At 41.6% G+C, this 22021-nt stretch carries 15 protein-coding genes and 1 pseudogene; 7 read left to right on the plus strand and 9 right to left on the minus strand.

From position 1 onward, the window contains the following. Together ACT3SX_RS04470 and ACT3SX_RS04475 are read left to right on the plus strand one after the other, a co-directional pair. A pseudogene (locus tag ACT3SX_RS04470) lies at positions 1 to 524 on the plus strand (DNA polymerase III subunit gamma/tau); the annotation flags it as partial. Positions 525 to 750: 226 nt separating this feature from the next. Further along, the gene (locus tag ACT3SX_RS04475) at positions 751 to 1650 is read left to right on the plus strand and encodes a LysR family transcriptional regulator (RefSeq protein WP_192519183.1); all 900 of its coding nucleotides are present in this window, start codon (positions 751 to 753) and stop codon (positions 1648 to 1650) included. 61 nt (positions 1651 to 1711) lie between these two features. Here ACT3SX_RS04475 and thrS read toward each other — a convergent pair whose 3' ends face one another. The 5 genes from thrS to folE2 are packed head-to-tail and all read right to left on the minus strand — an operon-like array spanning position 1712 to position 7044. Then, a complete protein-coding gene (gene thrS / locus ACT3SX_RS04480; protein WP_192519182.1) occupies positions 1712 to 3727 on the minus strand; it encodes a threonine--tRNA ligase in 2016 nt (671 codons plus the stop codon). Positions 3728 to 3785: 58 nt separating this feature from the next. Further along, the gene (locus tag ACT3SX_RS04485) at positions 3786 to 5156 is read right to left on the minus strand and encodes a dihydroorotase (protein WP_192519181.1); all 1371 of its coding nucleotides are present in this window, start codon (positions 5154 to 5156) and stop codon (positions 3786 to 3788) included. Continuing rightward, positions 5146 to 5706 carry a gamma carbonic anhydrase family protein gene (locus ACT3SX_RS04490; protein WP_192519180.1) on the minus strand — a complete coding sequence of 187 codons (561 nt, stop codon included), beginning with the start codon at positions 5704 to 5706 and terminating at the stop codon, positions 5146 to 5148. The genes ACT3SX_RS04485 and ACT3SX_RS04490 overlap by 11 nt, the downstream gene beginning before the upstream one ends. After that, entirely contained in the window at positions 5696 to 6154 is a 459-nt protein-coding gene (gene hisI / locus ACT3SX_RS04495; protein WP_192519179.1) for a phosphoribosyl-AMP cyclohydrolase, read from the minus strand. Before hisI ends, ACT3SX_RS04490 begins: the two co-directional genes overlap by 11 nt. Beyond that, positions 6142 to 7044 (minus strand): GTP cyclohydrolase FolE2, encoded by a 903-nt coding sequence (gene folE2 / locus ACT3SX_RS04500; RefSeq protein WP_192519178.1) that lies wholly within the window; start codon positions 7042 to 7044, stop codon positions 6142 to 6144. The genes hisI and folE2 overlap by 13 nt, the downstream gene beginning before the upstream one ends. Before the next feature lie 116 nt (positions 7045 to 7160). Here folE2 and ACT3SX_RS04505 point away from each other — a divergent pair, with 116 nt between their 5' ends. The 3 genes from ACT3SX_RS04505 (at position 7161) to ACT3SX_RS04515 (ending at position 10841) form a co-directional block, all read left to right on the plus strand. Beyond that, positions 7161 to 7982 (plus strand): D-Ala-D-Ala carboxypeptidase family metallohydrolase, encoded by an 822-nt coding sequence (locus ACT3SX_RS04505; protein ID WP_225739154.1) that lies wholly within the window; start codon positions 7161 to 7163, stop codon positions 7980 to 7982. Between the two features lie 273 nt (positions 7983 to 8255). Beyond that, positions 8256 to 9476 (plus strand): zinc metallochaperone GTPase ZigA, encoded by a 1221-nt coding sequence (zigA, locus tag ACT3SX_RS04510; RefSeq protein WP_192519177.1) that lies wholly within the window; start codon positions 8256 to 8258, stop codon positions 9474 to 9476. A gap of 213 nt (positions 9477 to 9689) precedes the next feature. Next, positions 9690 to 10841 (plus strand): iron-containing alcohol dehydrogenase, encoded by a 1152-nt coding sequence (locus ACT3SX_RS04515; RefSeq protein ID WP_192991782.1) that lies wholly within the window; start codon positions 9690 to 9692, stop codon positions 10839 to 10841. Between the two features lie 119 nt (positions 10842 to 10960). On the opposite strand, the gene ACT3SX_RS04520 is transcribed toward ACT3SX_RS04515, so the two are convergent. Both ACT3SX_RS04520 and ACT3SX_RS04525 read right to left on the minus strand, forming a co-directional pair. Continuing rightward, positions 10961 to 12142 (minus strand): aspartate aminotransferase family protein, encoded by a 1182-nt coding sequence (locus ACT3SX_RS04520; RefSeq protein WP_192519175.1) that lies wholly within the window; start codon positions 12140 to 12142, stop codon positions 10961 to 10963. Positions 12143 to 12185: 43 nt separating this feature from the next. Further along, on the minus strand, positions 12186 to 12377 hold the full coding sequence (locus ACT3SX_RS04525) for a DNA gyrase inhibitor YacG (RefSeq protein ID WP_192519174.1): 192 nt from the start codon (positions 12375 to 12377) through the stop codon (positions 12186 to 12188). Positions 12378 to 12611: 234 nt separating this feature from the next. Between ACT3SX_RS04525 and ACT3SX_RS04530 the strand changes: the two genes are divergently transcribed. Further along, positions 12612 to 13286 carry a DUF938 domain-containing protein gene (locus ACT3SX_RS04530; RefSeq protein ID WP_192519173.1) on the plus strand — a complete coding sequence of 225 codons (675 nt, stop codon included), beginning with the start codon at positions 12612 to 12614 and terminating at the stop codon, positions 13284 to 13286. Positions 13287 to 13423: 137 nt separating this feature from the next. Here the strand turns inward: ACT3SX_RS04530 and ACT3SX_RS04535 are convergent, their stop codons facing one another. Then, a complete protein-coding gene (locus tag ACT3SX_RS04535; RefSeq protein ID WP_442069495.1) occupies positions 13424 to 14818 on the minus strand; it encodes an ABC1 kinase family protein in 1395 nt (464 codons plus the stop codon). 428 nt (positions 14819 to 15246) lie between these two features. Beyond that, the gene (purD, locus tag ACT3SX_RS04540) at positions 15247 to 16575 is read right to left on the minus strand and encodes a phosphoribosylamine--glycine ligase (protein ID WP_192519184.1); all 1329 of its coding nucleotides are present in this window, start codon (positions 16573 to 16575) and stop codon (positions 15247 to 15249) included. Positions 16576 to 17039: 464 nt separating this feature from the next. Here purD and ACT3SX_RS04545 point away from each other — a divergent pair, with 464 nt between their 5' ends. Further along, the gene (locus ACT3SX_RS04545) at positions 17040 to 21887 is read left to right on the plus strand and encodes an NAD-glutamate dehydrogenase (protein ID WP_192519171.1); all 4848 of its coding nucleotides are present in this window, start codon (positions 17040 to 17042) and stop codon (positions 21885 to 21887) included. The last annotated feature ends 134 nt before the right edge of the window (positions 21888 to 22021 follow it).

Raw genomic sequence — 22021 nt, forward strand, 5'->3', positions numbered from 1 at the left:
CAATTGTTGAGCCTGAACCAATTGTTGAGCCTGAACCAATTGTTGAGCCTGATGCAAATAATTCCCAGTTAACTTCTCAGCATGATGACCCTCGTGTTTTGCTACGTTGTCCAGCGCAGGAGTTAATAGGAGAGTGGACACCAGAAAAATGGGATTATTGGTTACAAACGGCACGCGAAGTAGATATCTTGGCTCCAGATGAGCTAGCGCTTGCTCGACAAGGTATGATGACAGGACTGTGTGACGGCAAGGCAGTCTTTGTAACTAGTGTGGATAGTCGTCACTTACAAGCTACTTTTCAGCAGTTAGCGGCTAAGCTGAAACAGCAGTTTACGCAAGCAAATATCGACCTAAAAATTGATGGTAGTATCATGATAGCTGAAAATAAAACACCTGAACGTCGCCAACAAAAACGTCTAGTACAAGCCACAGCGTTAGCAGAATCAAAACTGTTGAGTACGCCTGTGATGCAATATTTGACTGAGCGTGGTGAAGGAAGGATGGGTAAAGTACATTTGTATTAAGCAGTCAGAAAAAGTATTATTAAATTTATTTGAAATTCTATATAGTTGCCTAGTGAAATTTCCTTATAAAATATCAAGGTGAGGTTATACTATCATCTTGATATTTTTGTTTTTTGGACTTGTAAAACACAACCAATTCAGTACCTTTAGTTACTATAAGGTAAATTAAAAATTCGTTATAATAGTTAAGTTATATTAAAAACTGAAATACAGCTTAGGTGAAAGTATGTTAGAGAATTTACGCGGTATGGCCGTGTTCGCCAGTGTGGTCGGACACGGTTCTTTTAGTGGTTCAGCTCGTGAGCTAGGTATTACTACCAGTGCAGTCAGCCAACAAATTCGTTCCTTAGAAAATGATTTGGGTGTGGTACTGCTTCATCGTTCAACCCGAAAACTTAGTCTAACAGAAGCTGGTGAAAGCTTTTATGAAGCAGCCAAGGATGTGGTGAGTGCTGCTGAACAAGGTAAAATTAAAGTCAATCAGTTGCGTGATGAGTTAGCGGGTAGCTTGCGTGTGGCGACAACTCCTGAGTTGGGTGTCAATCATATTTTGCCTGCACTCTCTACGTGGATGGCGGCACATGATGATCTGAGTCTCACTTATCTGGCAGACAACCATTATGTTGATATGATTGATGAGCGCATTGATATTGCAATCCGTATGAGTCCTTCGATAAACGACTCCAGCCTGAGTAATCATCCACTGACTGATGTGCGTCAGATGCTCGTTGCCTCACCACAATATCTACGCCAACATGCTAAGCTACAAACACCTAAAGATCTAGCAAATCATCAGCTAATTTGTATTGAAATCATGAAGGATGCTAACCAGATTGATATGGTTCAAACAGAAAGTGGCAAAAAAACGCGCATAAAAATGAACTCACACATTTATACCAATAATGTCTTTATGGCAACTACTTTGGCCAAAGAAGGTCATGGTTTGGTAAGAATGATGGAAATGGATATCAAAAAAGAGCTTGAAAGTGGTGAGCTCGTTGAAGTTTTGACAGGGTATCAATTACCAAGCTTTGTATTATATGCAGTTACCTTGAATGCTGAACAGCAACCAGCTAAGATTATTCGTTGCTTAGAAGTCTTAAAAAAGTACTTTCATGCCCATTAGAGCGTGCCTAAAATGAAGACACACCCTAAGAGGTATATGATAAACAGCCTCTTTATTCAGTTTAACTGACTATCGTTTCTTTAATGTACTCATCTGCAGTTTGGCTGCCCACTGTTGTTACAAAAAAACCTGCTAATTCATCTATCGGCAGTAATCCTAAGTCCGTACCTTTACTGGTACGGATTCTAACACTAGATTGCTCTAACTCTTTTTCTCCAATCAGTAAAATAAATGGTATTTTCTGTAAGGTATGCTTGCGAATTTTATAGCCAAGTTTGTCTCTACCAAAGTCACATTCCACTCGCAACGATAAATCTTTTAGTTGCTTTAAAACTTGATTGGCATAAGCCTGCTGATTTTCAGAAATAGTGATTATCATCACTTGGACAGGAGCAAGCCAAAAGGGTAGGTGACCTGCGTAATGCTCAATCAAAATACCGATAAACCGCTCAAGCGAACCAAATATAGCGCGGTGTAGCATCACCGGCCTTTGTTTTTGGTTATCTTCGTTAATATAGCTAAGATCAAAGCGCTCTGGCAGGTTTAAATCTACTTGAATAGTGCCGCATTGCCACTCTCTGCCTATCGCGTCTTTTAGCGTGAATTCTATTTTAGGGCCATAAAATGCGCCTTCTCCTTCACTGACCTCATAAGCGATATCAATGTCTTGTAAAGACTGAATTAGGGTCTGTTCTAAAAAGTCCCATATTTGCTCAGATCCTATTCTGTTTTTTGGACGGGTAGATACTTTGATAGAAATATTATCAAATCCAAAATGCTGATAGATTTTATAAATCAAGCGGATGGTACTGACACACTCTGATAGAAGCTGATCTTTGGTACAAAATATATGCGCATCATCTTGAGTAAAATGCCGAACGCGCATCAAGCCGTGCAGCGAACCTGAAGGCTCATAACGGTGAACTTTACCAAACTCTGCCATTTTGAGAGGCAGTTCTCTATAGCTTTTTAGATCATGACCATAGAGACAGACTGCACCGGGACAACTCATCGGTTTTAACGCGTAGGTTTTTTCGTCAGGGGTTTCTACCGAAAACATTTGCTGTTTGTAATTCTGCCAATGCCCTGAAATCTCCCACAATTCGCGATCCATGACATCCGGTGTATTGACCTCAGTGTATCCTGCTTCTTCTTGTTGATGACGCAAATATCCCGTTAGTAATTGAAAGACTTTCCATCCTTTCGCATGCCAAAAAACAGCCCCTGGGGCTCGTTCGTCAAAGTGTAATAAATCCAGTTGCTGTGACAGTTTTCTATGATCTCTTTTTGCTGCTTCTGCTTGTTGTTTCAAATAATCGGTCAGTTGTTTTCGAGCAGCCCAGCAGGTGACATATATTCGTTGTAGCATAGGTTGACTCGCGTCACCTTGCCAATAGGCGCCTGATACATGAGTAATTTTGAAGTGTGGCAAAAATGAAGTATTTGCAACCAAAGGGGACAGATAAACATCTTTCATGCTACCACTGCCATTATGTGTATGTGGTTGAAACAAAGTCGTTATCGATGCGCTCTGTTCTCTACACTGCTTCAAACTATGTTGCTTTAAGCTTTGTTGCTTTAAAATACATTGTTTTAAGTATTCTGATTTCAGTGGGTTCTCTAAGCTAAAGTAAGTGACAGCATCAGCTAGAGAAATATAGCCACTTGCTATAGGCTGCTTTTTTTGAACCATGTCTTGCATGACGTTTGAGATTTCATGGAGATGATCTTCGTTGAAATTAGGCGTCTCTGCAAAGTCATAATAAAAACCAGTATCTGTAGTTTGATACTGTACAGGTTTGGCGTTTGGATATAAGTGTAAAACCGACCTTGCCAGCAGATAAGCAAATGAATCGCGTTGCAGTATCGACGCCTCATCATTTTGAGCGGTGATCAGCTGGATGTGACAGTCTTCAGTTATAAGATGTTGTAAGTCAACATATTGGCTATCAACTTTAGCCAAAAACACCTTTTTATAAGCAGGCGGTTTATAGATTGCTAGTAAAGTCGCAATCGATATAGGGTCGTCAATTGAAAGTTGCTGAGCGTTTTGGTGACTGGTTATTTGGATATTCATAAGTAATCTATCAATTAGTAATTATAGTGATTAGCGTTTGTTGAATGTTCAATAGACCCTAACGGTCGATCTCAAGAGATTGACCACGGCAGTTTGGGAACAGCTGGTTTTGATGCCATGCAAGCTGTCCTGAGATGATGGTGGTGGCTACAGAATATCGAAAAGCTTTATGTGCAAAAGGCGTCCAGTTACAGTGCATATAGTTATGAGTGTCACTGACCATGACTTTTTCTTTGTTTTCTTTGAGCAATACTAAATCTGCCCAATAGCCTTCACGTATATAGCCTCGGTCTTTAATACGAAACAAGTCTGCCACTTGATGCGATGTCTTGCGCACCATGGTTTCGATACTCATCTGTTTGTCCGCAACCAACTCCATCAGTGCAGGTAAAGCATGTTGCACAAGGGGTAATCCAGCTGGTGCATTGAAGTAACTTTGCTGCTTTTCCTGCCAAGTGTGCGGTGCGTGGTCAGTGCCAATAATATCCAAACGATTGGACTCTGATACCGCTTGGATCAACGCTTGACGATCTTGTGCTGTTTTGATGGCTGGATTACATTTGATGAGGTGTCCTAATGTTTCATAATCCGTATCATCAAAACTTAAATGATGCACACAAACCTCAGCGGTAATATGCTTTTTATCGAGTGGTAGGTTTTTAAACAGACGAATCTCTTTGGCTGTGGTGATATGCAATACGTGTAGCTGCGTACCGTATTTTTCAGCCAACGCAACCGCCATGCTTGAGCTTTCAAAGCAAGCTTGTTTGTCACGAATACGGGCATGCATTACAGCAGGAATGTCGTCACCGTATTTTTCTTTATAGTGTTGCTCACGCGTTCTGATACGAGGCGTTGACTCGCAATGGGTCAGTAAGATAGTGGGTACATTTGAAAATAAGCGCTCTAGGGTTTGTGGGTCATCGACCAGCATGTTACCTGTCGATGCGCCCATAAACACTTTAACGCCACTAACGAGCTTAGGGTCTAGGTGTTCGATGATATCTATATTGTCGGCGCTGACACCGAAGTGAAAAGCGTAATTTGCCATGCTATGCGTGGCAGCGTTTAGCTTCTTTTGATGAAGTGCATTCAAATCCAGTGTCGCAGGCTGTGTATTGGGCATGTCCATATAACTTGTGATACCACCAACTACCGCTGCCATCGATTCTGATTTTACAGTGCCTTTTTGCGGTGCCCCAGGGTCTCTAAAGTGTACTTGGTCATCAATCATCCCTGGAATGAGCCAGCCACCTTCAGCATCGATGTTTTTTGCATCAGAGATACCTGTAATACTGGATTGTATTTTTTGGATGCGGCCATTTTCTATCAGTACATCACTCGTTTTTTGAATGCCTTCATTTACGATCACAGCATTACGAATGATGATTTTTGGTAGATTATCAAATGTTAGGTTACTAAAACTCATTATGTAAGGCCTTATATCCTTGCACCAGCTCGATGTTGGTACTCACCACACTTTCTGAAAACTCGCTAATAGATATGTCCATCGGGGGGAAGTCACTCAAGTCAGTCGTGGCATGAATATGGCTGATAGCGGGAACATAAAAACTATTAGGTAAGTCTTGTCCGTCAACCACAGCATTGTGTCTCACGGCACTTCTATTACCGACTTTGCAATTGAACAAAACGCTATTGAAGCCAATAAAGACATGATGTCCAATTTCGCAAGGTCCATGAATGATAGAGCGATGAGCGATAGAAGAGTTTTCTCCTATGGTGACGGCAGCTCCAGCTTTAGAGTGAATAACCACTCCGTCTTGAATGTTTGAGTTGGCACCGATGATGATAGGTTCCATTTCACCTTGTGCATCTACTTCATCAGCACGGATCACGGCATAAGGCCCAATGAAGACATTGGCGTGAATAATCACTTTGCCGCAAATAATAGCCGTTTGGTCGACATAGGCCGTTTGGTGAATGATAGGAAGGTCGCCGGATGGGTTTTTACGAATCATAAGAGGTCTTATTGGTATTGGATAAAGGATTGCTTAAGATTGATACTCGTGTCAATTCTAAGCCTAGATAAAAACAACTGGGTCGAAAAGTATGACAGGCAGCGCCATGCTGCTGAACGGAAAACAAGACCGCATCACCATCACAATCTAATTTGGCATCGATCAGCTGCTGATGGTGCCCAGAGCTTTCTCCTTTTCGCCATAAGGTTTGTCTGGAACGTGACCAATAGCAGACCCTTTTAGTGGTTAAGGTTTCTATGAGTGCCTCGGCATTGACCCAAGCCATCATTAACACCTCTTTGGTCTGCACGTCTTGTGCGATTGCGGCTATTAATCCTTGGTCATTCCAAGGAATATGACTCATAACCGTATCAAAGCAGTACTCTTGGCCTTTTTTGCCGTGTTCCATGGTCAGAAAAATAGACGTGTTTGTATTTACCATTGCCATGAGCCTTCTGCGACCGCGTCATGGGCATGCAGGCTTTCTGCATGAATGACTTTGAATTTAAATCCTAAAATATTGGCATAGTCCAAGAATGTATGATGTAGCCGCCGTACTGCATCTTCGCAGAACATCAAGTTTTGTCCGTTTGCCAGTGCAAAAGCCTGTTCATCGACACGCTTTACCGCTGTCTGTACAGGTGTGGCAAGGGCGTGTTCTGCTTGGTCAATGAGGGCGATGAGCGACAATTCAGATACAGCAGTGGATAGCTTAAACTGTAATTGAGCGACGCTACGCTGGCTGTGCGGTGTTGCAACAATGGCCTCGGTAGTCCCTAACCAATCGATAACTTCTGCTGCATTGGTCAGATCGAATCGCTCTTCGGATAAGGCTTTTTGAAACTGCTGCTGAATTAAGCTGCGTGATAGGGCCGCCGAACAAGGGCAAGTAGATGAGTAAGGAACCTCAATCTGAACTTCCACGAAAAACTGACGGTCAATAAGCTGGCAGGATAGCTCAAAGGGGTAACTCTTCCAGCCAGTTAGCGGACTGATTAATGCTGGCCGTTCGACGTATAGCTGGCTTTTTATATGTAGCTTTGCATGATTAGATAACCCCTTATGGCTGTTGAGAAAGCCCTGCAATGTCTCTTTGAGGTGGGAGGTATTAAGGTTTTTTAATTTGGCCAATTCTAGTAACTTGATATACAACCGAGACATATGGATGCCCTTGATAGCAGGATCATCTAGGCTAACAAAAGCGCTTATATCGCTTGGACAAAGTGTGTTTTCAATATAAATAGGTAGGGCTATATGTTCCATACCGACCCAGTCTAAACAAGCAGAATTGGGCGGTGCTTTTAGGTTCGCAGAAATATCAGGAAGATCATTAATCATTAATATGCAAAACTCAGTTGAATTGTAAAATGTTATGTTATAACATAACTAAATACTTAGCAAGTATAGCGATGCTTGCTGTTTTACCTGTGCATTTTTAATGTAGATGGCTTCAAATGAAATATAGTGTCTTTATTCTGTGCTCCGTTTTTTATCCTATATGTTTTCTAACAGCTTGTGCCCATCAGTCTGTTGATAGTCAGTATGTGCCGACAGTCATGCCAAGCAATCACTCAAACCATGATTATTCAAATCAGAGCCATTCAGAAAAAAACTTGGTCAACCAGTCACGTGAAAAATTCGCCCATAGACAAGCAAAAGACCCATTAGTGCATTTGCCTTCAGTACAAAATTCAGAGCTAGTTCATCAAAAACAAACTCCAGACACTTACCGTATATGGCTAAGTGACAGCGTCAATCAGCAACAGGCTATGGAATACACTTCTTTTTTAAAAAGTAAGGGGTTGGTTGGCTACGTACCAGATCATGAGTTTTTTCAAAGTGCTAGAGACTGGGAAAAATGCGGTGCCGCAGAGTTTGAAATACCACCTACAGAGTTATGGTCAAATATTGTCCCCACACTTCAAATAATGAAAGTGCTTGTCGATGACAAGGTGGTTCGTGATTTTACCGTCACATCCGTTTATCGAAATTTTAATTTGAACCGCTGCGCCAAAGGTGCTGATACCTCGCGTCACGTATTGAATACTGCCATAGATTTTCGTATTGGAAGCGAAGCGCCAGATACATTAGAGACAATACAGATTATAGAAACTAAAAAAAGACTTTGTACGTTTTGGCAGGAGAAGGGAGCGGCGTTAAACATGGGGCTTGGAGTTTACAGTTCTGGACAAATTCATATTGATAGTGCTGGTTATCGCACATGGGGTCCTGATCATCGTAGTAGATCCTCTCCTTGCTTGTCTGTCTCAATTTGAATACTCAACAGACTCTAGACTAATCGTCACTATTTTCACTATTTTTAAAGGATTCTAATTTGTTATGACCATATTTAAGAACCAGTATTTAAGAAGCAGTATTCTTTAAGCATATTTGATAACAGATTTTGATAACAAATATAGTTGAGTTCAAATAATTTCGATACAGGCAAATCGAGTGCAAGCCATACCTTAGTATGGTTAGCGAGGATGACAATGTGACGGATTTATATAGATTTGACTATATATAAATTGATAGAGAAGAGAGAGCCAATGAGTAATTCTTTAGCCATCGAAAAAAAACTGCCTGTGACAGTGTTGTCTGGGTTTTTAGGCGCAGGTAAAACCACGCTACTCAATCATATCTTGAATAATCGTGAGGGTAGGCGCATAGCGGTTATCGTAAACGATATGTCTGAAGTAAATATTGATGCAGCATTGGTCAGAGACGGTGGGGCCGAGCTGTCCCGAACCGATGAAAAGCTGGTTGAGATGAGCAATGGTTGTATTTGTTGCACCTTGCGAGAAGACTTGTTGATAGAGGTACGACGTCTGGCAGAAGACAATCGCTTTGATCAACTGGTTATCGAATCAACAGGCATTTCTGAACCGTTACCTGTGGCAGAAACTTTTACTTTTGAAGATGACGATGGTTTCTCCCTGAATGAATTTGCTCGTTTAGATACCATGGTTACTGTCGTTGATGCTTTTAATTTTTTAAAAGATTACAGCTCTTATGACAGCATACAATCTCGAGGTGAGTCACTAGGTGAGGAAGATGAGCGTACCGTGGTTGATTTGCTGATTGATCAAATTGAATTTTGTGATGTCATTGTGTTGAATAAAGTGGATTTGATTTCAGATGACGAGAAAGAAAGACTACTAGCGATTATTCATTCCTTAAATCCACGAGCTAAAATTGAGGTTTCTCAGTTTGGTCAGGTCAATTTAGATAAGCTCTTGAATACCAACTTATTTGATTTTGAGGCAGCCTCTGAGGCACCAGGCTGGTTAAAAGAGCTTAGGGGAGAGCATATACCAGAGACACAGGAGTATGGCATCAGTAGTTTTGTTTATCGAGCCCGTCGTCCCTTTCATCCGCAGCGTTTTTACGATTTTATTAATACAGAATGGAAAGGTGTGGTGCGCTCAAAAGGTTTCTTTTGGCTCGCGTCTAATCCTAAGCTGGCAGGTTCTTGGTCACAAGCCGGTGCGATGGCCAGACATGGTCTGGCTGGGTACTGGTGGGCAACAGTTCCTGAAGAGGAGTGGCCACAAGATCAGCAGAATCGTGACATCATAGAAAGTAATTGGGACGAGAGTACAGGTGACGCCCGTCAGGAAATTGTGTTGATTGGTATAGAAATGGATGAGTCAGATCTTATCGATAAGTTCAATGATTGCTTGCTCAACGATGAGGAAATGGCCCAAGGTCCTAAAAATTGGCAGTTGATGAATAACCCATTTTCAGAGTGGGCTAAATTGATTGCTTAACGGACCATACTTTTTTAAGTATTCTACTTAGAAGTAAGATTCACAACACTTATGTAAATAAATAGACCATAATGATATAATATAACAAATTAATATTTGTTTTTTTCAAAGTTATGATATGATAATTTTGGTGGTCTAAAGGAGTGGATCATTACTATTCTATTTAGCTAAACGCCAAATTTTTAATTAGATTAACTTAATAAGGATATTACCATGGCTTTATCACAATTTTTTATGCCTTCTAGCAACTTAGTCGGTGAAGGTGCTTTAGAAAAAGGTATTGAGCAGCTAGAAAAGCTCAACTGTAAAAAGATATTCATCGTTACTGACAGTATTCTCGAAAAGATCGGTGTCGTAGATCAAGTCACAAAACCCCTTGAATCAAAAGGCATAAAAGTCAAAATTTTTACCGAAGTTCAGCCTAATCCAACAGTCGGTAATGTCGATGCAGGACTTGCAGAACTAAAATCATTTGATGCAGATTTGATGATATCGCTCGGTGGCGGGTCGGTTCATGACTGTGCTAAGGCAATCGCATTGGTTGCAACCAATGGTGGCAAGATTGAAGACTATGAAGGCCTTGACCAATCAAAAAAACCTCAACTGCCGTTAGTATCCATCAATACCACCGCAGGTACTGCCTCTGAAATGACCCGCTTCTGTATTATTACAGACGAGAATACCCATGTTAAAATGGCGATAGTTGACACCAATGTCACGCCTATTTTGTCGATTAACGATTCTGGTATCATGTCTAATATGCCTGCTGGTTTGACGGCGGCGACTGGTATGGATGCATTGACCCATGCAGTAGAGGCTTATGTATCTACAGGTGCCAGCCCGATTACAGATGCCTGTGCTGTCAAAGCTATTGAGCTCATAGCAACTTCTTTACCGACCGCCGTAAAAGAACCGAAAAACATGGTCGCTCGAGAAAACATGGCCTATGCTCAATTCTTAGCAGGAATGGCATTTAACAATGCATCACTTGGTTATGTTCATGCAATGGCTCATCAATTAGGTGGCATGTATGATTTACCGCATGGTGTATGTAATGCGCTGCTATTACCACATGTCGAAGCATTCAATGAATCAGCGGCTACAGAAAGGTTGAATACCGTTGGTCAGATTTTAAGTGACAATAATAGCGACTTAGCGGGTTTGAATACAATTGACGCGATTAAAAAACTGGCAGATATTGTCAATATTCCGAAGTCGTTAAAAGAGCTTGGTGTTAAACGTGAAGATTTCGACGAGTTAGCGACCAATGCACTTAAAGACGTATGTGGTTTAACTAACCCTGTTCAAGCAAATCACGAACAAATCGTTGGTATCTTTGAGGATGCGTTTGAAGCCCGTTCATAATTTTTCTTATTAGCCCATAAAAAAGACATAAGCCGATAAGCTTATGTCTTTTTTTATATTTAACGGTTGGTGAAATAAAACAGGCATACTTGAGTATACCTGTCTTAAAAAACCACCTCTTAAACAGAAGGTTTTAATAAGTTGATCAAACGCTCAGCCACCTGTGTGCTTTCATCACGATTCATATTAAGCGGCGGTAATAAGCGTATTACATGACCGCCTGTGACATTGATGATTAGATTCTGTTCATCACGAGCACGATTTACGAGCTGGCTACAGTCCATGTCTTCAGGTAATACAATACCAATCATCATACCGGCACCGCGACTGCTGATGTCATACTGTCCTAGCGTATCGACTACCGTCTCACGAATAAACAACCCTTCGGTGACCGCGTTATTCATAATATCGCTGTTGGCTAATACGTCATACACACTATGAACCACGCGACTGGCCAACGGCGTGCCACCATAAGTTGAACCATGGCTACCAGCGCCAAATAAGCCATTGGCACGGCCACTTACCATACAAGCACCAACTGGGAAACCGTTACCCAACCCTTTAGCCGTCGTTAGCACATCAGGGCGTGCATTGCTGTGTTGATAAGCGAAATACTTACCAGTACGGCCATTACCTGTTTGTACCTCATCTATCATAAACAACCAGTTATGAGCTTCACATTCTGCTTGTAAGTCTTCAAGATAAGCAAAGCCATTGGCCGCTGTATTGAGACCACCTTCACCTTGTATGGGCTCTACAAAAATAGCGCAAATCTCATCGTGATCTTGTGCCGCCTGTTGGATGGCCGCAATGTCACCAAATGGTACGCGAATAAAGTCTTCATTTAATGTATAAAAGCCTTCGCGCGCTTTGGGATTGGCAGTGGCTGATAATGAGAGTAGCGTACGACCGTGAAATGAATGCTCCATAACAATGACTTTTGGACGTTTGAATCCTTGTTTATGTGCATATAATCGTGCCATTTTTAATGCCGCTTCGTTTGCTTCAGCACCACTATTGGCAAAAAACACACTGTCCATCTGAGCGGCAGTGCATAGGATTTCTCCTGCACGTTCTTGCCAGTCGATACCGAATAAGTTACTGGTATGCACCAAGATGGATGCTTGCTGTCGAATGGCATCAGTCACATGTGGGTGGCAATGCCCCAGTCCACAAACTGCAATGCCAGTTAGTGCATCTAAATAAGGCGTGTCATCTTTTGTGTATAACCAACTGCCTGAACCGCGTGTAAAGCTAATCGGTTGACGGTTGTAAGTGGGCATCAAGTAAGTAGCAGACATGTAAAACATCCTTAGGATGATAAGTGAATAAAAAAATTAGAAGTTATAGTTCGTCAGAGAAAGGCGTGGTTTCCGCAGGCAAAGTGTAATCTTCATTTGCCCATGCGCCCAAATCAATCAGTTTGCATTGCTTACTGCAAAACGGTTTGTATTTATTGTCCTGCCATGCAGTTTGAGTGTTGCAACGTGGGCAAGGATAAGTCTTCGGAGATATGTTGGGAGTAGGTTCGGTCATAATAAGTGTGAGAGCATCCTCGAGGATTTTTGTATAATAAACATCGTGAATAAATATAGCTGGTTTAATAGTATTGGGACATGAAGAAAACCAATAATAGGAAAATTAGTAATAGCCTAAGCAAAAAATTATATCAAATAATAGTAAACGGCAAATCCTGCTATTAAAGCCGATTAACTATATAATAGCATGTGGTCAAATAATGGCAAAAGACAAATATTTTAAGGATAGTAGATGACTGACAATATTGAGCTTACGCATCAAAAATTGCGAGTATTTCAACCGCAAAAGCTCTCAGCACCGCGTGACTTTATCATTCCAGATATCATTAATAATAAAAATCATAGCCCTTTGGTATTAGAGATTGGTGCAGGGAAGGGCAAGCATGCGCTTGGTTTTGCAGCACACAATCCTGATAAGCATTTGATAGCGATTGAGCGTACACGCAACAAATTCGAAGCGTTTGCCAAACTAGCAGCAATACAATCTTCACCGAACTTAGATGCGATTCATGCTGATGCCATTGCATGGACAGTGCATGCTATCAAACCAAGCAGTTTGGTAAAAATCTTTATTCTTTATCCCAATCCTGAACAGCATAACCCCAATCAGCAATGGTTGAATATGCCTTTTTTTGAGTTTCTATTGTCACGTTTGCAGGTAGGCGGGGAAGTTGTGCTAGTCACCAATATTGAAGCATATATGGATAATGCAGAGCAGCAGGCAACCAGGGTATGGTGCTTACCAAACACTCGATATAAAGTAGCGGCAGACAGTCAGCGTACACATTTTGAAGTCAAGTATCTAGCGCGTGGAGAGACATGCTGGGAGCTGAGCATTTTTAAGCCAGAAGGCTATAAAACAAGGTTTGATGATTGGCGAATTGAGAGTGTTGACGAAGAAAAATAGCCTAAGTAATAAAAATAAACGGTGACAGATGATTAAGGTATATCTATTTAATAAAATATAAAATAGCCTAAGCAAAAAAAATCATACATAAAAAAACTGCCACTAAAGGGCAGTTCAAAAATCGTGCGTCGTTTAATCTATAAAAAGGGCTTTACCAACTTATCAGAGTAGGTATGTGCGTCCAAAACTGTCAAAAAAGTATACGCACCAATAAATTTTCGGCTGATAAACATAAATTCTTTTGGTGGGAGATTAAATTCAAAAGACTGCATGGCTTTTGATGCTTTAGTTGATAGACGTGAATGCAGTTTACTGTTGGCCCAAATATAACGATTATCCTGATCCAAGCTGTCAGTTGGAATATCTGGGTTTATAGTAGGGTCACTAAAAGGTTCTGTCGCCAGCAAAAACAGCGAAGCTACATCCGATCTAACTTTATCGCTCATGCTATCAAAGAAGTCATAACCAGTCATCGCTAGTACCATTGCCTGATGGTCATGATGATAACCTGCTTTTAATAAACCATGGGCAATGGTCAATAGATGTTTATCAAATTGACGAATTGCACCAAAATCCAATAATACCAACCTATCTATATCATCTTTGTCATCACTGACGCGCACCAAATAGTTACCAAAGTTTGGATCAGTTTGCATTTCGCCCCAAACAAATATCTCTTGCATCATAATTTCAATAGCGGCTTGACCAATCGCGTTACGACGCTCATGAGACAGCATCTGCAACTCTTCGGAAACTACCGTGATGCCAGGCTCATAAGACATACACAATAGGCGTTTTTTTGAGTAGTTTCGATTGATTTTAGGCACTATATAACGTGAATCATGACTGAGACGCTCATAAAAACGCTCTGTGGTCTCCGCTTCCGCTTCGTAATCAACTTCATGATGGAGTAGGTCGCGTATCTCTTCAAGCCACGCATCGAGTGAACGGGTTTGCGGCACAATATTACTAACTTTTAGTAATTGCTTGAATAAAGACAGATCTGAATTGATAGCTTCTGCCACACCAGGGTATTGTATTTTTAGCACGACTTGCTCACCAGTTTCTAATACGGTTGCACGGTGAACTTGAGCAAGTGACGCGGTTCCAATAGGAATTGGATCTACCTCTAGGTCATTTAACTTATCGCCTAATAATCTACGTAAGGTTTGTTCAATCGTTGGCCATGATAGTGTGGCGGTATTATCGTTAAGCGTTTGCAATGCACGTGTGATTTCGGGAGGCAAAATATGCTCGCCATAAATCGCTAACATCTGACCAATTTTTACCACAGAGCCTTTTAACTTACCAAGCTCTGCCGCAAGATAAGTAGCTTGATCTTCCATAAAAGCTTGGTTGCGAGCTGTACGTGCTTCTTTACCTAAGAACATACCAGACACGCTATTACCTGCCCAACGACGACCAATATTTAAAGATGTTTTGGCAATCGACATTCGACGCTCAAAGCCTGACGTTTTTAGGGTATCGATTGATTGCTTATTGTTAGACGATTTAGACGTATCATTTGCCATAAATATAATCATTCAGTCAGTTGGTACTGATTTGTGGGTAAGGGAACTACAAATCAAGGGAGATACGATATACAGGTACAAAATTGTATCATATAAAACGTACTTGGTTGATGCCTCATAGAGGCTAATAGCAGTTACTCTGTACGACGTTGTTTTACAATATATAATTTTGTAGAAATAAGTATTTTTAGAAAGCTAAATTTTAGAAAAACAGCAGGATCATTAATATAGTTGAGTTCAAATAACTTCGACACAAGGAAACCGAGTGCAAGCGATACATTAGTACGGTCAGCGAGGATGACGATGTAGCGGATTCATATGGATTTGACTATATTATATTTTTAATCTAAAAAAAATAAGACCTAGCATCATGCTAGGTCAAATAATAGAGTGCAGAATTTTTTATTAATTTAAGACAAACCACTCAATTATTGAGCGTTTTCACGAGTAACAGCATGGTGACCGATATCACGGCGATATTGCGCACCATCAAAACTAATCGCACCTGTTACAACTAGTGCTGCTTGTTGAGCATCAGCAATATTGTCTGCTAATGCCGTTACGCATAGCACACGACCACCGTTGGTAATGACTTCTTTCTCAGAATCTCCAGCATTACTGTCAGAAAATGCAGTGCCCGCATGGAATACTTTCACAGCATTGTCATCATTGCTGCCTAACGCTGGTAAGCCAGTAATAACATCGCCTTTTGAAGACGTTTCTGGATAGCCTTTAGACGCCAAAACAATGCCCAGAGCAGGGCGTTTATCCCATTTAGCCTCACTAGGCAATTGACCAGCCAGTCCTTGTTCGACCAAATCTACCATTGAAGACTGTAGACGCATCAAAATGGGCTGTGTCTCTGGATCACCAAAGCGGCAGTTAAACTCGATAACATAAGGGTCACCTGCGTCATCAATCATAAGGCCTGCATATAAAAATCCAGTATAAGGATGTCCAGCATTTTTCATGGCATCAACCACCGGCTGAATGACTTGGCTCATGACCTTGTCATGTACATCCTGAGTCACAACTGGTGCAGGAGAGTAGGCACCCATGCCACCAGTGTTCGGTCCTGTATCACCTTCAAAGGCTCGCTTATGATCTTGACTGGTTGCCATCGGTAAGATGTTGTCACCATCAATCATGCAGATAAAGCTGGCTTCTTCGCCTTGTAAAAACTGCTCGATAACCACACGACTGCCCGCATCCCCAAATTTATTGTCTGCTAGCATGTCGTCGATTGCTTCATGTGCTTGCTCGATAGTTTCGGCAACGATGACGCCTTTACCAGCCGCTAAACCATCAGCCTTGATAACAATTGGCGCGCCTTGTTTACTAACATAGGCTTTGGCAGCCGTTGCTTCTGTAAAACCTTGATAAGCAGCCGTTGGAATGTTGTTCTGTGCCATAAACTCTTTGGCGAAAGTTTTTGAGCCTTCTAGTTGTGCACAGTAAGCAGTCGGGCCCCATACTTTGATATTAGCATCACGGCAGGCATCAACGATTCCTGTGACTAAAGGTGCTTCTGGTCCAATGATAACCATGTCGATAGCATTATCTTGGCAAAAACTTATTACAGCACTGTGTTCATCAGCACCAGCGACTGGTTCTAAAGTAATATTCTGACATTTAGGCTCAAGTGCAGTACCAGCGTTACCAGGAGCGACGTAAACATTATCGACTTTATCGTCTTTTGCGCACTGCCATGCTAGCGCATGTTCGCGACCACCTGAGCCAATCACCAAAATATTCATCATACGTCTCGCCCTTAGCGTTAAAATTAATAATGAGTGAGTCACACACTCGTAAATACATCGGCATATTCTAACAAAAAAGTCGTACTGATTGCCATGAGTATCCACCTACTAGTGCGCAGTCACCTATAAATTCGAAAGCTGTTTCATTAGAAAAGGTTATTGATGTCTTGCTAATTCATGAAATGAAGTTGCAAACGTCTGCTAGCGCCTTAGTTACGTTACACTTCAATAAATTAAGGGGGTGAGGGTCACTTGAATATCACTTAGCCCTATGACATTAAAATAGAAACAGGGGAGAAACGTAAAAAAGTAATAAAAAACAGAATAATTTTTATAAATGGATATACTGCATCGCGGCATAAACAACATTCAATATATGCAGGCAGTATTAGTAAGTAAACGCATGACTTAATTTACATAAATAATGGATCAACCAAACCTATAAAAAAGGAAAAAATAAAATGCCAAACTCTCTCAGTATCGCAACAGAGCGCATCAGCCAAATAAGCGATATTGCTACCAGTTACGTACAAAAAGACAAATCGCTATTTGATCACTTTATTCATAGCTACTACCAACCTTTGCATCAAGAAGTGGCAAAAAATATCAATAATGCTGATCTAGCAGGTATGGCGCTGCATCATTTTACCCTGCTTAAAGCTTATGAAGGCAATTACCCGCAATTGACAGTGTTGAACCCCAAAGCGGAAGAGCAGCACTTTCACAGCTCGCACACAGTTATTCAAATTGTGGCTTATGATCGACCTTTCCTAGTCGATACAATTTTGATGAGCTTAGAAGCGGAAGGTATCGATATTCATCGTACTTATAATATTATTATCAATGTTGAACGTGATGATAATGATCAAATTACGCATATTGAAAGTGCCAATGAAAGTGCGACGTCTCATCTGTCTTTGATTCATTGTGAGATTGCTTATCAAGATAACAAAGACTTAGAATCTTTACAGCAGATGCTACGAGCAAAAATTGATACGCTAGATACAGTCGTTGGTGATTGGGCACAGATGCGAGCACAGTTGACTCATATTAAAGATGAGCTGTCTCATAAACAGTTACCAGAAGCATTTTATTCTCATCAAGAAATACAGGCGTTTTTAGATTGGGTATTAGACGATCATTTTATATTTCTCGGATATCGAGAGTATCGCTTAGAAGGTGGACAAGCAGTAGAGGTGGATAAGAATCCTACTGCCTTAGATTTATTTGCTATTGGTAATAGCGGTTTGGGTCTCTTACGTGGTTCTGAAGAAGATAAATTATCACAAAGTTTTAGCCAACTACCTAAAGTATTAAAGCAACTATTGACTGAGCCAAGAGTATTGATGCTCTCTAAGTCAAGTCGTGTATCACCTGTACATCGTCCTGTATACATGGACTTTTTGGGTATTCATAAGTTTGATGATAACGGTAAACTGGTTGGGGAGTATCGATTTATTGGCTTGTTAACCTCACAAGCGTATCAACTGACTGTACAACAAATACCATTATTGCGTGAAAAAGCTAATAAAATAATGGCGATGGCAGAGTTGCCACGTGATGGTCATGCACATCACAAAATGATGCATGTTATTAATACTTTGCCACGTGATGATTTATTTCAAGCCAGCGTTGAAGAGTTATATCCAATCGTTTCGGGTATCAGTCAGTTACAAGACAAAAAGAGTCTGCGCCTATTCAGCCGTATTGATCATTATCAACGTTTTGTGTCTTGCTTAGTTTATATTCCACGTGACAAGTTCAATACTGAACTGCGTATCAAGGTGCAAAACGTACTAAAAGATGCTTATGGCGGAACTTCGTCTGGCTTTACCACTGAGTTCAATGAATCTGAACATGCTCGTGTCCATGTCCATGTGCGCACAGTACCAGGTCAAGTAAATGAGGTTGATACACCTGCGCTTGAGGCTAAGTTATCCGAGTTGATGCAATCATGGACTGATAACTATCAGAAAGTACTGCTCGATAATGTCGGTGAACAACAAGCCAATGCTTTAAATCGTCGATTCTTAAACTATATTCCCGCCGCATATCAAGAGCGTTTTGATGCTCGTACTGCCGTTGAAGATACCAAGCGTTTGGCGGTATTGACGACAGAGCAACCAATGATTTGGCACTTGTACCAATCAACAGGTGATGCAAGTAACCAGCTGCATCTAAAACTCTACGGTCGTGAGCAACCTGTCATCTTGTCCAAGGTCTTGCCAATCCTCGAAAACTTCGGCGTATCAGTCATCTCAGCACAAACCTATGAGTTTGACTTGCCAGAGCAGCCTATTTGGATGCAAGAGTATGAGCTGACGCTTGAGCATGTTGATACTGTCAATATGCAAGTGGTACGCGGTCAGTTTGAAGACAGTCTCAAACAAATTTGGGCTGGAAAAGTTGAAAGCGACTCCTTTAATGAGCTGGTATTGACGACCAACTTGGACACCTATGGCGTGGTCTTATTACGAGCATTATCGCGTTATATGTTACAAGCTCGAGCACCATTCTCTAGCAATTACATTCAACAAACTGTGGTCAAAAACAGCGATATCAGTGTAGCGCTAGCCAGCCTATTCGATGCCCGCATGAATCCAGAACACAACGAAGACGAGCGAACACAGAAAGCTGCGCAGATACAAGAAAAAATCATCGCAGCGCTAGCAGATGTAGATAGTCTAGACGAAGATCTTATCTTGCGTTGGTATTTGGATTTGATCAACGCCATGGTTCGTACTAACTTTTATCAAACAGATGAAAACGGGCAACGCAAAGACCGTTTGTCATTTAAGTTTTTGGCAGCAGATATTCCTAACCTGCCAAAACCAAAACCAATGTTTGAAATATTTGTTTACTCGCCGCGCGTAGAAGCCGTACATTTACGCGGTGGTAAAGTTGCCCGTGGTGGTCTGCGCTGGTCAGATCGTATGGAAGACTTCCGTACTGAAGTGCTTGGGCTGGTCAAAGCTCAGATGGTCAAAAACGCTGTTATCGTGCCAGTTGGCTCAAAAGGCGGGTTTATCGTCAAAACCAAATCTATGGCTGATGGTCGTGAAGCGTTTCAAGCAGAGGGTATTGCTTGTTATCAAACATTCCTGCGCGGTATGCTTGATGTCACGGACAATATTGTCGATGGCAAAATCATCCCGCCAGCCAATACGGTACGCCATGATGAAGATGACCCGTACTTAGTTGTCGCAGCAGACAAAGGTACAGCGACTTTCTCTGATATTGCCAATGCACTAGCAGCAGAGTACAACTTCTGGCTAGATGATGCCTTTGCATCAGGTGGCTCAGTCGGATATGACCATAAAGCAATGGGTATCACAGCTCGCGGTGGATGGGAGTCGGTTAAACGTCATTTCCGTATGCGCGGTATGGACATCCAAAACCGTGATGACTTTACCGTAGTCGGTATCGGCGATATGAGCGGTGATGTGTTCGGTAACGGCATGCTGCTCTCAAAACATACCAAGCTGGTCGCTGCATTTAACCATCTACATATCTTTATTGATCCTAATCCAGACACTGTGGCTTCATACGCTGAGCGTGCACGCTTGTTTGAATTACCACGCTCATCGTGGGCAGATTATGAAGCGTCATTAATCAGTCAAGGTGGTGGTATCTTCTCACGCCAAGACAAAACCATCACTATCAGTCCTGAGATGAAATCGCTCTTTGATATTAGTGAAGACAGCCTTGCACCGAATGATTTGATTAGTGCGTTACTACGCGCTCCTGTCGATCTTATTTGGAATGGTGGTATCGGTACTTATGTCAAAAGTGCGAACGAAACGCATGCTGACGTTGGTGACCGTGCGAATGATTCACTACGTATTGATGGTAATGAGCTACGTGCAACCGTCGTTGGTGAAGGTGGTAACTTAGGTCTAACTCAGCAAGGTCGTATCGAATACGCTCAAACCGGTGGACGTATCTACACAGATGCAATCGACAACTCAGGCGGTGTTAACTGCTCGGATCATGAAGTCAATATCAAAATCCTACTAGGTAAGATCGTTGAGCAAGGCGATATGACGATTAAGCAACGTAATGAGCTGCTTGAGAGTATGACCGACACCGTAGCAGAGCTGGTACTGCGCCAGAACTATCTGCAACCTCAGGCAATTGAGCTGAGTCAACTTCGTGCATCAGCGAACCTCAGCGATCACCAACGCTTTATTCAGATGCTAGAAGGTGAAGGGCGTCTGGATCGTGCAATTGAATACTTGCCATCTGATGAAGAAATTGCCAAACGTCAAAAATCTCATACCGGTCTGACCAACCCTGAACTGGCAGTCGTGATGGCCTATGGCAAGATGTGGATATACGACAACTTATTGTCTTCTGATTTGCCAGACGATCCTTACTTCATTAATGAGCTACGTAAGTACTTCCCAGATGAGCTGGCGTCACGTTTCTTCGATGAGATGACCGAGCATCGCTTGCATCGCGAAATCATTAGTACTTATCTAACCAATAGTGTGGTTAACCGCCTAGGCATCGAAGCATTGTTCCGTCTTTTCGAGGAAACAGATCAGTCGCTTGCTACCATCGTGCGTGGTTATGCGATCAGCCGTGATGTCTTTGATGTATCAAAAGCTTGGAAAACGCTTGAATCATTAGACAATCAAATCGATGCTACTGTGTTGCTAAGCCTTGAACTACGTCTACGTGATTCGCTTGAGAGTGGCGTTGTTTGGTTTATCAATGCCTTTGGCCAAGATTTGCAAGTCTCTGATATGATCAGCCGATTTAATGACAGTGTTGAAAAACTGACCAAACCAGATGGGTTTATTGAGCAGAAATTTGCAGAGTATTTACAAAAAGATACCACCAAATTGATGCAAGACGACCTGTCTAACAGTGATGCGGCGTTATTTGCTATGATGCCTTATCATGTGGATGCGCTTGATACAGCGCTCTTAGCAGAACTATATGAGCGTCCTGTCGATGAGATTGCAACCTTATACTTTGAGGCTTATCATGTCTTGCAACTAGACTGGATGGCGGATAACATCGCGACTTTACCGCAGCAAGGTTATTGGGATCGTCGTGCTCGCCATGCATTAATGAATGAGCTGTCACGTAGTTTGCGTCTACTGATGGATGCTATCTTATCCAAACCAGATGCGAAACAAGCATTTGATGAGTGGTACTCACGCCATTCAGATCATTTGACATCTGTCACAGCAGAAATGAGCAAATTAGATCAGTTGTATGCCAATGATGAAAACCGTCAGATCACGCTGTCAACATTGTCAGTATTGATGAGTGAGTTGAGTGGCTTGGTGACCAAATAAGTAGTAGATAAATAGATAGCCAGCTATCTAAACCATAATTTATTTGCAAAAAAACCCACCGCTATTAAATAGCGGTGGGTTTTTATTATGAGCGGTTTATTTATTCACTGAATATAATCAGTTTCAAATAAAAG

The sequence above is a fragment of the Psychrobacter sp. AOP31-B2-9 genome (genome assembly GCF_052378005.1).
GTDB lineage: Bacteria > Pseudomonadota > Gammaproteobacteria > Pseudomonadales > Moraxellaceae > Psychrobacter.

Coding starts and splice junctions, on each gene's coding strand:
- ACT3SX_RS04535 (WP_442069495.1), bottom strand. CDS start 14,818: ATGGCAAATGATACGTCTAAATCGTCTAACAATAAGCAATCAATCGAT.
- zigA (WP_192519177.1), top strand. CDS start 8,256: ATGAGTAATTCTTTAGCCATCGAAAAAAAACTGCCTGTGACAGTGTTG.
- purD (WP_192519184.1), bottom strand. CDS start 16,575: ATGAATATTTTGGTGATTGGCTCAGGTGGTCGCGAACATGCGCTAGCA.
- ACT3SX_RS04485 (WP_192519181.1), bottom strand. CDS start 5,156: ATGAGTTTTAGTAACCTAACATTTGATAATCTACCAAAAATCATCATT.
- thrS (WP_192519182.1), bottom strand. CDS start 3,727: ATGAATATCCAAATAACCAGTCACCAAAACGCTCAGCAACTTTCAATT.
- ACT3SX_RS04545 (WP_192519171.1), top strand. CDS start 17,040: ATGCCAAACTCTCTCAGTATCGCAACAGAGCGCATCAGCCAAATAAGC.
- ACT3SX_RS04530 (WP_192519173.1), top strand. CDS start 12,612: ATGACTGACAATATTGAGCTTACGCATCAAAAATTGCGAGTATTTCAA.
- folE2 (WP_192519178.1), bottom strand. CDS start 7,044: ATGATTAATGATCTTCCTGATATTTCTGCGAACCTAAAAGCACCGCCC.
- ACT3SX_RS04475 (WP_192519183.1), top strand. CDS start 751: ATGTTAGAGAATTTACGCGGTATGGCCGTGTTCGCCAGTGTGGTCGGA.
- ACT3SX_RS04525 (WP_192519174.1), bottom strand. CDS start 12,377: ATGACCGAACCTACTCCCAACATATCTCCGAAGACTTATCCTTGCCCA.
- ACT3SX_RS04515 (WP_192991782.1), top strand. CDS start 9,690: ATGGCTTTATCACAATTTTTTATGCCTTCTAGCAACTTAGTCGGTGAA.
- ACT3SX_RS04505 (WP_225739154.1), top strand. CDS start 7,161: ATGAAATATAGTGTCTTTATTCTGTGCTCCGTTTTTTATCCTATATGT.
- hisI (WP_192519179.1), bottom strand. CDS start 6,154: ATGGCAATGGTAAATACAAACACGTCTATTTTTCTGACCATGGAACAC.
- ACT3SX_RS04490 (WP_192519180.1), bottom strand. CDS start 5,706: ATGATTCGTAAAAACCCATCCGGCGACCTTCCTATCATTCACCAAACG.
- ACT3SX_RS04520 (WP_192519175.1), bottom strand. CDS start 12,142: ATGTCTGCTACTTACTTGATGCCCACTTACAACCGTCAACCGATTAGC.